Annotated in this window: 10 protein-coding genes; 7 read left to right on the top strand and 3 right to left on the bottom strand. The window is 58.7% G+C overall.

Going from position 1 to position 12,474, the window contains the following annotated elements:
- Positions 1-48: 48 nt before the first annotated feature.
- A complete protein-coding gene (locus OKC31_RS18865) occupies positions 49-204 on the bottom strand; it encodes a hypothetical protein (RefSeq protein WP_005345370.1) in 156 nt (51 codons plus the stop codon).
- A gap of 262 nt (positions 205-466) precedes the next feature.
- Here OKC31_RS18865 and OKC31_RS18860 point away from each other — a divergent pair, with 262 nt between their 5' ends.
- A complete protein-coding gene (locus OKC31_RS18860; protein WP_247822772.1) occupies positions 467-1,864 on the top strand; it encodes an alpha-amylase family protein in 1,398 nt (465 codons plus the stop codon).
- 107 nt (positions 1,865-1,971) lie between these two features.
- Here the strand turns inward: OKC31_RS18860 and gyrA are convergent, their stop codons facing one another.
- Complete coding sequence (gyrA, locus tag OKC31_RS18855) at positions 1,972-4,719, bottom strand: DNA topoisomerase (ATP-hydrolyzing) subunit A (protein ID WP_270657401.1); 2,748 nt, start codon at positions 4,717-4,719, stop codon at positions 1,972-1,974.
- A gap of 198 nt (positions 4,720-4,917) precedes the next feature.
- Here gyrA and ubiG point away from each other — a divergent pair, with 198 nt between their 5' ends.
- From ubiG to yfaE, 5 genes are all read left to right on the top strand, one after another.
- Complete coding sequence (gene ubiG / locus OKC31_RS18850) at positions 4,918-5,634, top strand: bifunctional 2-polyprenyl-6-hydroxyphenol methylase/3-demethylubiquinol 3-O-methyltransferase UbiG (protein WP_270657399.1); 717 nt, start codon at positions 4,918-4,920, stop codon at positions 5,632-5,634.
- Positions 5,634-6,329, top strand: a complete 696-nt coding sequence (locus OKC31_RS18845; RefSeq protein WP_270657397.1) for an HAD family hydrolase — start codon at positions 5,634-5,636, stop codon at positions 6,327-6,329. Before ubiG ends, OKC31_RS18845 begins: the two co-directional genes overlap by 1 nt.
- Before the next feature lie 623 nt (positions 6,330-6,952).
- Complete coding sequence (gene nrdA, locus OKC31_RS18840; RefSeq protein WP_019838757.1) at positions 6,953-9,220, top strand: class 1a ribonucleoside-diphosphate reductase subunit alpha; 2,268 nt, start codon at positions 6,953-6,955, stop codon at positions 9,218-9,220.
- Positions 9,221-9,300: 80 nt separating this feature from the next.
- Positions 9,301-10,434: a class Ia ribonucleoside-diphosphate reductase subunit beta gene (gene nrdB, locus OKC31_RS18835; RefSeq protein ID WP_005336708.1), complete on the top strand. Its 1,134-nt coding sequence runs from the start codon at positions 9,301-9,303 to the stop codon at positions 10,432-10,434.
- A complete protein-coding gene (gene yfaE, locus OKC31_RS18830) occupies positions 10,431-10,754 on the top strand; it encodes a class I ribonucleotide reductase maintenance protein YfaE (protein WP_005345363.1) in 324 nt (107 codons plus the stop codon). The genes nrdB and yfaE overlap by 4 nt, the downstream gene beginning before the upstream one ends.
- Before the next feature lie 119 nt (positions 10,755-10,873).
- Here the strand turns inward: yfaE and mltA are convergent, their stop codons facing one another.
- Positions 10,874-12,025, bottom strand: a complete 1,152-nt coding sequence (gene mltA / locus OKC31_RS18825) for a murein transglycosylase A (protein WP_021230068.1) — start codon at positions 12,023-12,025, stop codon at positions 10,874-10,876.
- A 150-nt stretch (positions 12,026-12,175) separates the two neighbouring features.
- On the opposite strand from mltA, the gene OKC31_RS18820 reads away from it, so the two are divergent.
- On the top strand, positions 12,176-12,427 hold the full coding sequence (locus OKC31_RS18820) for a DUF1289 domain-containing protein (protein WP_005336715.1): 252 nt from the start codon (positions 12,176-12,178) through the stop codon (positions 12,425-12,427).
- Positions 12,428-12,474 lie beyond the last annotated feature (47 nt).

Here is a 12,474-nt window from a genome sequence, read left to right as displayed (position 1 = left end):
CCATGTCGCGACAAGAAAGCGCTACCCGGTAAAGAGAGGGCTAACGCCTTAGCCTGCGCGCTGATCCCGACCCTGCTGCACCATTTCAACCGGTAGTCGCGAGGGCTCATGAGCCACTTCGTGCTCATCCTCTTCATACAGCGGCACCTCTGACTCGCCCCATACCCGGCTCCACCAAATTTCCCACGTGATCCAACTGGTCATATGCAGCTCCTGACGGTGAAGGTGATGGCAACAACGCACCACTCGCCCGGAAGGATAGCGACTGGGAATGACAGGGAAATGACAAAAAAACCACTTGTAAAAAGGCAACTGGCCGTGACAAGGAAAAGCCGAAATAGCTCACATAATCGGCGAAATCATCCTGAAAGCGGTCACAAATCTGCAGGTTGTGGATTGCAGCACATCCTGTTCCCGCCAAAGCTGGGTTGCCCATTCAGGCATCTATAAAAACAGGGACACAATAATGAAACACACAGCGGGAATATGGGCGATCGCAGGCATGCTGATCGCCCCCTTGGCGCACGCCGACGTCATAATGCACGCCTTCAACTGGAAGTACAGTGAAGTGACCGCCAAAGCCGACCTTATCAAGTCGGCCGGTTACAAACAGGTACTCATCTCGCCGCCCCTCAAGTCATCCGGCAACGAGTGGTGGGCCCGTTACCAGCCGCAGGATCTGCGTCTTGTCGACTCCCCTCTTGGCAACAAGCAGGATCTCGAGCAGCTGATCGCCGCCATGAAGGCGCAGGGTATCGCCGTCTATGCCGATGTGGTGCTCAACCACATGGCCAACGAAAGCTGGAAGCGCCAGGACCTCAACTACCCAGGCAGCGAACTGCTTGGTCAGTACGCCGCCAACCCGGCCTATTTCGAGCGCCAGAAGCTGTTTGGCGATCTGGGGCAAAACCTGCTGGCTGCCGCCGATTTTCATCCCGAAGGGTGCATTAGCGACTGGAGCGACCCGGGCCACGTCCAGTACTGGCGACTCTGTGGTGGTGCCGGTGACAAGGGTCTGCCGGATCTGGATCCCAATAACTGGGTGGTAAGCCAGCAGCAGGCCTATCTCAAGGCGCTCAAGGGGATGGGGATCAAGGGTTTTCGGGTCGATGCGGTCAAACACATGAGCGATTACCAGATCAATGCCGTGTTCACCCCCGAGATCAAACAGGGGATGCACGTGTTTGGCGAGGTGATCACCACTGGGGGCGCAGGCAGCACCGATTACGAGCGCTTCCTCAAACCCTACCTCGACAGCAGCGGCCAGGGAGCCTATGACTTTCCGCTGTTTGCCTCCCTGCGCGGTGCCTTCAGTTACGGTGGCAGCATGAACCTGCTGGCGGATCCGGGCGCCTATGGTCAGGCGCTACCGGGCAGTCGCGCCGTCACCTTTGCCGTGACCCACGACATCCCCACCAACGACGGCTTCCGCTATCAGATCTTAAGCCAGACTGACGAGAAGCTGGCCTATGCCTACCTGCTTGGGCGCGATGGTGGCTCGCCACTGGTCTACTCCGATCATGGCGAGACCCAGGCCAAGGATGGACTACGCTGGCAGGATTACTACCAGCGCGCCGATCTCAAGGGGATGATCCGCTTCCACAATGCGGTGCAGGGTCAACCCATGCAGTTGATCGGCAGCGGTGACTGCTTCGTGCTGTTCAAACGGGGCAAACAGGGGCTGGTCGGCATCAACAAGTGCGACTATGAGCAGGAGTATTGGCTCGATACCGCCAAATTCGAGATGAACTGGTATCGCAACTATCGGGACGTGCTCGACCAAGGCGCCGTGGTCAACGTGCAGAGCCAGTGGGTACGGGTCGCCATTCCCGCCCGCAGCGCCAGAATGTGGCTGCAGGAGTGATCCAGCCGTAAGAGCAGCGTAGAGTCATAAACAGCAGACAAATAAAAAGAGCGACCACCAGGGTCGCTCTTTTTGCTCAGAGACGTTGCTCGGGTAACTGGTGACGATTACTCGTCGCCCGCTTCCCCAGCATCGACCGCATCAGTGCCGGTCGCGGTATCAGTACCTTCAGATACCTCACCGTCAACGGCCAGCGCGTCGTTTTCGTCTTCGTCGCTCTCGGCGATACGCTGCAGGCCAACCACGGTCTCGTCTTCACCGGTACGGATCAGACGGACACCGCCGGTGTTACGGCCAATGACGCTCACCTCGGCAACACGGGTACGCACCAGAGTACCGCCGTTGGTGATCAGCATGATCTGATCGGTATCTTCGACCTGGATCGCATCGATCACCTTGCCGTTGCGCTCATCCACCTTGATGGAGATAACGCCCTGGGTACCACGGCTCTTGGTCGGGTATTCGGCCAACGCAGTCCGCTTGCCGTAACCGTTCTCGGTGGCGGTGAGGATGGCACCTTCGCCGCGCGGAACGATGAGGGAAACCACCTTGTCACCGGCGCCCAGCTTGATGCCGCGTACACCGGCGGCGGTACGACCCATGGGACGCACACCCTTGAAGGTACCCTTGGTTTCGGTGCCTTCGCCGTTGTCGCTGCCATCATCGTCGTTACCGGCGTCATCGTCGGTTTCAACGTCATCGCTGACATCCGCATCGGCGCGACCGCTGCCTTCGGCGAAGCGAACGACTTTGCCCGCGTCGGAGAAGAGCATGATCTCGTTGCTGCCATCGGTGATATCCACCCCGATCAGCTCATCACCCTCTTTGAGGTTGATGGCGCGGATACCGGAGGAGAGCGGACGGCTGAAGTCAGAGAGGCTGGTCTTCTTCACGGTACCATTGGCGGTGGCGAAGAAGACATACTTCTCGGCGTCATACTCCTTCACCGGCAGGATAGCGGTGATACGCTCACCCTCTTCCAGCGGCAGCAGGTTGATGATCGGACGACCACGGGCACCACGGGACGCTTCCGGCAGCTGGTAAACCTTGAGCCAGTAGACCTTGCCACGGGTGGAGAAGCACAAAATGGTGTCGTGGGTGTTGGCCACCAGCAGACGCTCCACAAAGTCCTCTTCCTTGATCCGGGTGGCCGACTTGCCACGACCACCGCGGCGCTGGGCCTCGTAGTCGGAGAGCGGCTGATACTTCACATAGCCCTGGTGAGACAGGGTAACCACCACATCTTCCGGAGTGATCAGATCTTCGATGTTGATCTCGGCACTGGACATGCTGATTTCGGTACGACGCTCGTCGCCATACTGCTCACGCACAGCCAGCAGTTCATCGCGGATCACTTCCATCAGACGAGCCGGGCTCGCCAGGATGTGCAGCAGCTCGGCGATCAGATCCAGCAGAGATTGGTACTCTTCCAGGATCTTCTCGTGCTCGAGGCCGGTCAGCTTGTGCAGACGCAGGTCAAGGATGGCCTGGGCTTGCTGTTCGGTCAGGAAGTATTGACCTTCACGGATACCAAACTCAGGCTCCAGCCACTCTGGCCGTGCCGCGTCGTCGCCCGCTTTTTCCAGCATGGCGGCCACGTTGCCAAGTTCCCAGCCCTTGGCAACCAGGCCCGCTTTCGCGTCGGCCGGGGTCGCGCTGTGGCGGATCAGCTCGATGATGGGATCAATGTTGGCCAGCGCAACCGCCAGACCTTCCAAAATGTGTGCCCGATCCCGCGCCTTGCGCAGTTCGAACACGGTCCGGCGAGTCACCACTTCACGGCGGTGCAGCAGGAACGCATCCAGGATCTCTTTAAGGTTCATCACCTTGGGCTGGTTGTTATCGAGCGCCACCATGTTGATGCCGAACGTGGTCTGCATCTGGGTGTGCTTGTAGAGATTGTTCAGCACAATCTCGCCGGATTCGCCGCGCTTGATCTCGATAACGATGCGCATGCCGTCTTTGTCAGACTCATCGCGCAGGGCACTGATGCCCTCGATCTTCTTCTCTTTGACCAGCTCGGCGATCTTCTCGATCAGTCGAGCCTTGTTCACCTGATAGGGGATCTCGTGAACGATGATGGTCTCGCGACTGGTCTTCTCGTCCACTTCCACTTCAGCCTTGGCCCGCACATAGATGGAGCCACGACCGGTACGGTACGCCTGCACGATGCCGGAACGACCGTTGATAATGCCGCCGGTGGGGAAATCCGGGCCGGTGATGTAGGTCATCAGCTCGTCAATGGTGAGGTCGCCGTTTTCGATCAGCGCCAGGCAGCCATTGACAATCTCGGTGAGGTTGTGAGGCGGAATGTTGGTCGCCATGCCCACCGCGATACCGGAGGAGCCGTTGACCAGCAGGTTGGGAACCTTGGTAGGCATGACCGCCGGGATCATCTCGGTGCCGTCATAGTTCGGCACCCAGTCCACGGTCTCTTTGTCCAGATCAGCCAGCAGCTCGTGGGAGATGCGGGCCATCCGCACTTCGGTATAACGCATCGCCGCGGCGCTGTCGCCGTCGACTGAACCGAAGTTGCCCTGACCATCGACCAGCATGTAACGCATGGAGAAATCCTGCGCCATCCGGACAATGGTGTCATACACAGCGATATCGCCGTGCGGGTGATATTTACCGATTACGTCACCGACCACACGGGCCGATTTTTTATAGGGCTTGTTCCAGTCGTTCCCCAACTCGTTCATAGCAAACAGAACGCGGCGGTGAACCGGTTTCAAGCCATCACGCACATCCGGCAGAGCTCGTCCTACGATCACGCTCATGGCGTAATCAAGATAGGAACTCTTGAGCTCTTCTTCGATGTTGACCGGCGTGATCTCTCTGGCCAGATCGCTCATAGAAAGCCTTATCCCTAATTAGTTGTTCTTTGGCTTAAACAGCGCGACATGGTAACACACTGAGCCAAATACCTTAAGCCACAAATCGGGTATCAGATCGGGCTGGTGTGACAAAGTCCGTCCGTTATAATGCCCGCCAGGACAATAGATTGCGCCCATGACTCAGAAGCGGGCGCCCTGCCACAGGATCTTCGAAAAATGAACAGTGATGCCAATGTCGATCTGACAGAAATCGCCAAGTTTGAAGCCATCGCCTCCCGCTGGTGGGACATGGAAGGTGAATTCAAACCCCTGCATCAAATCAATCCGGTGCGCCTTGACTGGATCACCGACAAAAGTGGCGGTCTGTTTGGCAAGCGCATTCTCGATATCGGATGTGGCGGTGGCATTCTCTCCGAGAGCATGGCCCGCCGTGGCGCCAAGGTCACCGGCATCGACATGGGCAAGGAGCCCCTCGGCGTCGCCCGCCTGCACGCTCTGGAGCAGGGTGTCGAGCTCGAGTACCGCCAGATCACTGCCGAAGCCCATGCCGCCGAAGTGCCGGGCCAGTATGACGTGGTCACCTGCATGGAGATGCTGGAGCATGTGCCGAACCCCGCCTCCGTGCTGCGCGCCATCGCTACCCTGGTGCGCCCGGGCGGACGGGTGTTCGTCTCCACCATCAACCGCAACCCCAAATCCTATCTGATGATGATCATCGGGGCCGAATACCTGATGAAGATGGTGCCCAAGGGGACCCACGATCACAAAAAATTCATCACCCCGGCCGAACTGTGTCGCATGGGTGAAGCAGCTGGCCTGCTGGTGCGGGATATGAGCGGCGTCCACTACGCCCCGCTCACCAACCAGTTCAGGCTCGGCAAGAATGTCGACGTCAACTATATGGTGGAGTTTGTCCGCCCGGAGCACGTTTGATGAGCGCCTCTCACCTGCAGCCTCTTCGTTGCGTGCTGTTCGATCTGGATGGCACTTTGCTCGACACAGCCCCGGATCTGGGGGCTGCCGTCAACCACGTGCTGATCAGCGAAGGCTTTGCGCCGCTCTCTGACGACATCATTCGCCAGACCACCTCCCACGGAGCGCTCGGGCTGCTGAAAGCGGGCCTTGGCGACGAACTGCTTGAGGAGCTGGGGGCCACGCGCCTGCGCAATGCCCTGCTCGACTACTACGCGGCCAATCTCTGCGTCGGTACCCGCCCCTATGAGGGAATGGTGGATCTTATCGAGTGGCTCGACGAGAAACAGCTCCCCTGGGGCATAGTCACCAACAAGCCGGGCTTTCTCACCGAGCCGCTGCTGGCAGCCCTGCCACAACTTGCCAGCTGCGGCGTCACTGTCAGTGCCGATACCCTGCCGGTACGCAAGCCCGACCCCGCCCCCATGTTCTTTGCCTGTGAGAAGCTGGGGGTCGAGGCAGCTCACTGCCTCTATGTGGGGGATCATGTGCGGGATATCGAAGCGGGCCGCAATGCTGGCATGCGCACCGCGGTCGCTGGCTGGGGCTATCTCAATGATGAGGAAGATCCCGCCCAGTGGGGCGCCGATCTACAGTTCGATACCGTGCAGGCCCTGCACCACTGGCTGCGCTACGAGTTGACGGCCAAGGTGTAACGCGCCGCCTTACCGGCTGACGTGCGATAACGGGGCGAAGAGACTCTCCGCCCCTTGCATCTCTTCCTTTACGCTCCTGCCTCCTGCGCCACTATCACTCGTCTATTCATGGATAATAAAGGCAGCTTTCTGCCTGTTGGATACCCATTTGACAAGCTCGCAGCCGTCACAAAGCGGCCACAAACCACCATCGTCTGATGCAAAGCCCTTGCCACGCTGAGCCCGCGGCTGCGACAACTGGACAGCTTTTGACCCTTGTTGCATAAGGGATAATCAGCCGCCGTTTGCTAGTAAAAAGCCCCCCGTTTCGCAAGCAAAAAAAGTTATTTAAATTTTCCATCTTCGATCGGGAGACTTGCATTTAGCGGAGCGGACGAATGAAAACCCGCTCACTGTGAGCGGTCACTAACTGATGGGGCAAGACTCACAATTTATCCACAGCTCGTCACTTATCCACACATTGCAATGGCGGGCTGACCTCACTATCTTGTAGCTCGAACTTAAAATAACACTACATCTTGTGATTCATCGCACAATCTCTACCCAACTCCCGCACACCGCCGGGGCCTGGGTGGCGCCATTGTGCGATGGTTTTTCGGGAATCAACTGAAGGTCATCAGCCAATGAACTTGTTTGTGACGAAGCGTAACGGACACAAAGAACCCATCGATCTGGATAAAATTCACCGCGTGCTGGACTGGGCCGCCGAAGGGCTCGACAACGTGTCGGTCTCCCAGGTAGAGCTCAAATCCCACATCCAGTTCTATGACGGTATCCGTACCGCCGACATTCACGAAACCATCATCAAGGCAACGGCTGACCTCATCTCCGAGCAGACCCCGGACTACCAGTACATGGCAGCCCGTCTGGCCATCTTCCACTTGCGCAAGAAGGCCTATGGCCAGTTCGAACCGCCCCACCTCTACCAGCACGTGGCTCGTCTGGTGGACATGGGCAAGTACGACAAACACCTGCTGGAAGACTACACCCAGGCTGAATTCGAAGAGCTGAACACCCATCTGGATCACTGGCGCGACATGGATTTCTCCTACGCGGCAGTCAAACAGCTGGAAGGCAAATATCTGGTCCAGAACCGCGTCACCGGCGAGATCTACGAGAGCCCGCAGTTCCTCTATATGCTGGTTGCGGCCTGCCTCTTCTCCAAGTATCCGAAAGATACCCGTCTGGACTACATCAAGCGCTTCTATGATGCGGTCTCGACCTTCAAGATCTCCCTGCCGACCCCGATCATGAGCGGCGTGCGCACCCCGACCCGTCAGTTCAGCTCCTGCGTACTGATCGAATGCGACGACAGCCTGGACTCCATCAACGCCACCGCCAGCTCCATCGTGCGTTACGTTTCCCAGCGCGCCGGTATCGGCATCAACGCCGGTCGCATCCGCGGTCTGGGCAGCCCCATCCGTGGTGGCGAAGCGTTCCACACCGGTTGCATCCCCTTCTACAAATACTTCCAGACTGCCGTGAAGTGCTGCTCCCAGGGCGGCGTGCGCGGCGGTGCGGCCACTCTGTTCTACCCGCTGTGGCACACCGAAGTGGAAAGCCTGCTGGTGCTGAAGAACAACCGCGGCGTGGAAGAGAACCGTGTTCGTCACATGGACTACGGCGTGCAGATCAACAAGCTGATGTACCAGCGCCTCATCAAGGGCGGTGACATCACACTGTTCTCCCCGTCCGATGCGCCGGGTCTGTACGACGCCTTCTTCGCCGATCAGGACAAGTTTGAAGAGCTCTACGTCAAGTACGAGCAGGATCCGGCCATTCGCAAGAAGACCCTCAAAGCTGTCGATCTCTTCTCCCTGATGATGCAGGAGCGTGCCGGTACCGGTCGCATCTACATCCAGAACGTGGATCACTGCAACACCCACAGCCCGTTCGACCCGAGCGTGGCGCCGGTACGCCAGTCCAACCTCTGCCTCGAAATTGCGCTGCCGACCAAGCCGCTCAACAACATCGACGACGAGAGTGGCGAAATCGCCCTGTGCACCCTCTCCGCCTTCAACCTCGGAGCCATCGAGAAGCTGGAAGATCTGGAAGAGATGGCCGATCTGGCCGTGCGTGCCCTCGATGCCCTGCTCGACTATCAGGATTACCCGATCGCCGCCGCCAAGAAGGGCAGCATGGGTCGTCGTACCCTGGGGATCGGCGTCATCAACTACGCCTACTACCTGGCCAAAAACGGTGCCCGTTACTCCGATGGCTCCGGTCTGGCCCTGACTCACCGTACCTTCGAGGCCATTCAGTACTATCTGCTGAAAGCCTCCGTGCAGCTGGCCCGCGAGTTCGGCCCCTGCCCGCTGTTTGGCGAGACCACCTATGCCCAGGGCATCCTGCCCATCGACACCTACAAGAAGGATCTGGATGCGCTGTGTAACGAGCCGCTGCATCTGGATTGGGAAAGCCTGCGTGAAGAGATCAAGTCCGTGGGCTTGCGCAACTCCACCCTGACCGCCCTGATGCCGAGCGAGACCTCCAGCCAGATCTCCAACGCCACCAACGGCATCGAGCCGCCGCGCGGCCTGGTGTCGGTCAAGGCCTCCAAAGATGGCATTCTCAAACAGGTGGTGCCCGAGTATGATCGCCTGAAAGATCAATACGAATTGCTCTGGAAGCAACCGAGCGTTGACGGCTACCTGCAGCTGGTCGGTATCATGCAGAAGTTTGTGGATCAGGCGATCTCCGCCAACACCAACTACGACCCTGCCCGTTTCGAAGGCAACAAGGTCCCGATGAAACAGCTGCTCAAGGACTTGCTGACCGCCTACAAATACGGCCTCAAGACCCTGTACTATCACAACACCCGTGATGGTGCAGACGATGCCCAGACCGACCTGCAAGATGACGGTTGCGCTGGCGGGGCTTGCAAAATCTAAGTCACGGCAAGAACTGATAACCGGGCGGGAGCGACAAGCTCCCGCTCTCCTGTTTTCTCTATTCACATATTCTGGTAACCATGGCCTATTCAACTTTCTGCCAAACCCAAAACGACCAGCTCAAAGAGCCGATGTTTTTTGGCCAATCGGTCAACGTAGCCCGTTATGATCAACAAAAGCACGAAGTGTTCGAGCGGCTGATCGAGAAGCAGCTCTCCTTCTTCTGGCGCCCGGAAGAGGTGGATGTCTCCCGTGATCGCATCGACTATCAGGCCCTGCCGCCCCACGAGCAGCACATTTTCATCTCCAACCTGAAGTACCAGACTCTGCTGGACTCCATTCAGGGTCGCAGCCCCAACGTGGCCCTGCTGCCGCTGGTCTCCATTCCGGAGCTGGAAACCTGGATTGAGACTTGGGCCTTCTCCGAGACCATCCACTCTCGCTCCTACACCCATATCATCCGCAATATCGTCAACACCCCCGCCCAGGTGTTCGACGACATCGTGACCAACGAGCAGATCTTGAAGCGCGCCGGCTCCATCAGCCACTTCTACGACGACCTGATCGAAGCGACCGCCCTCTACAACCTGCACGGTGAAGGGACCCACACTGTCGCGGGCCGCGAAGTGACCATCACATTGCGCGAGCTCAAGAAGAAGCTCTATCTGTGCCTGATGAGTGTCAACGCGCTGGAGGCAATTCGCTTCTACGTCAGCTTCGCCTGCTCCTTTGCCTTCGCCGAGCGTGAACTGATGGAAGGCAACGCCAAGATCATCAAGATGATCGCCCGCGACGAAGCGCTGCACCTCACCGGCACCCAGCACATGCTGAACCTGATGCGCACCGGCCAGGATGACCCGGAGATGGCCGAGATCGCCGCCGAGTGCGAACAGGCCTGCTTCGAGATCTTCAAGGAAGCGGCCATTCAGGAGAAAGAGTGGGCCGAGTACCTGTTCCAGGACGGCTCCATGATCGGCCTGAACAAGGACATCCTCTGCCAGTACGTGGAGTACATCACCAACCTGCGCATGAGCGCAGTCGGCCTGCAGCCAGCCTTTGCCGGCACCAAGCAGAACCCGATCCCCTGGATCAACACCTGGCTGTCATCCGACAACGTACAGGTCGCCCCGCAAGAGGTAGAGGTCAGCTCCTATCTGGTCGGCCAAATCGACAGCGAAGTCAATGCCGACGACCTGGGTGATTTCGAGCTGTGAGTGACGCCACCAACACGCTGACCCCTGCCCCGCACGCACCTGCCGAACAGCATGCGGTCGTGGCACCACGGGTACATACCCGGGATGGTGCCGTGCTGCACGCCCATCCCGGCGAAAGCGTGTTGGAGACCCTGGAGCGCCACGGTCATCATGTGGAATTCCAGTGTCGCAGCGGCTATTGCGGCGCCTGCCGCACTCCGCTGATGGCTGGCAAGGTGCACTATCCTGCGGTGCCCTTGGCATTTGTCGCTCAGGGGGAGTGCCTACCCTGCTGCTGCAAACCGGTCGGCGCTATCCGGCTGGATATCCAGAAGAGCTGACGCAGCCAAAGACTGGCAACTCGCACAAAATAGAAAGCCGCCGGAGCAATCCGGCGGCTTTTTTTGTCTCTTCATCTTTGCTCGGGCACACGATAACAGACGCCCAATCCATCAGAGGATTACAACCAGGGGGCGGCAGTCGGCCCGTGGTGCAGGCCCAGCTTCCAGACCCGGCCAAAGTGCTTGTAATGACCGGCCGCGACGCCAGCCTTCTCGCCCATACCGTGGTAGAGGTCGAGGTGGCCCTTCTTCACCGCCCCGCCCACATCCAGCGCAATCAACAGCCGCAGCTGGTGCTTGCCGGTCCAGTTGCCCTCTTTGTCGAGCAAGGGAACTTCGGCGAGGATCGGGGTACCCATCGGCAACAGGGTCTTGTCGGCAGCAACGGCCGCCAGCGGCAGCAGCGGGATACCGGCCGCGCCGATCACATCATTGGTCGGTCGGCGCTCGAAGAAGACATAGGAGGGGTTCTGCTCCACCAGCTCCTTGACGCTCTCCTCCGGTTGACGGTTGGCCCACTCCTTGATGGCCTTCATCGACATCTGCTCTTTGGGCACTTCACCGCGGTCGATCAGTACCCGGCCGATACTGACGTAACCGTGGCCGTTCTTGCCGCTGTAGCCCAGATATTGCAGCCGATCGTCATCCCCGTAGTGGACAAAGCCCGAGCCCTGCACATCCATCAGGAAGTTGTCGATAAGGGATTTGCTGTAACCCAGCTCCAGCCCGCGGTTGGCCAGTGCTCCCTGATGGATCTCGGCCCGGGTCGGACAGCGACCGCCACATTTGGGCATGGCATAGATGGGATATTTGTATTTGGCATCCGGGCGGTGACGCACCTCCAGCACCGGCGAGTAGTAACCGGTAAACAGCACGTTCCCCATGCGATCGGCGCCGCCCAGCTGAGCCAGGCTGATACCGTAACGGGTGATGTCGGCAGGGTTGCCACCGCCCGCGACCCAGCGGGAGAGCTGGTGATAGAGCTCGCCATAACGGCGGGTCATCTTGCCGGAGCGCTCCAATACCAGTCTGCTTTGCGGGCCAAACTTGCTGTAGTCGGCATGCGCACGGCTATTGACCCGCTCCACCCTCACCAGATCCTCTGGCAAGGTCCCGTCCAGATACTGCTTGCCCAGATTTTCCGGCACCTCGCAGTTAAGAAAGCATCTGTTGTCGGTCTGTTTTTTGGGCACTTCTGCTTTGTCAGAGTTGCCCGCACAACCGGCCAGTCCCAGCACTGCGGCGGTCAGCCAGTACGCGTGTTTGTTCATATGTCCTCATATAACGCCAAGAGCCATGCTCGGCGGGGAAGATGCCAAATTTGCAGGGGGAAAGCAAACGACATCAATCACTTGAAGCAGGATTTCTCCAAAGGGGATCCGCTGGGTTATAACAAGGTGACAGGGTGTGCGAGGTGATGGATGGAACAGCTCGAAATATTCCCGCTGCAGAGCCCCTGCATCGGGGTCTGCGAAGTGAACAACAAAGGCTACTGCAAGGGGTGCCTGCGCAATCGCGAAGAGCGTTTCAACTGGCTCACTATGACCCCTGCCCAGCAACAAGAGGTGATGCGCCTGTGCCGGGATCGCAAACGCCGGGTCGAGGCTGCGCGGCGCAAGGCTCGCGAAGGCGATCAACCCGAACCAATACCTCAATCTGGCTGGGATTTCTGACCCGCTCCTAACATCCCTGCAAGCCATATTCCTGCGCTCACGAGACA

The organism is Aeromonas sp. Y293-4 (assembly GCF_027705905.1).
Classification (GTDB): Bacteria; Pseudomonadota; Gammaproteobacteria; order Enterobacterales; family Aeromonadaceae; genus Aeromonas; species Aeromonas veronii.
This window is presented reverse-complemented; position numbering and strand designations above follow the sequence as displayed.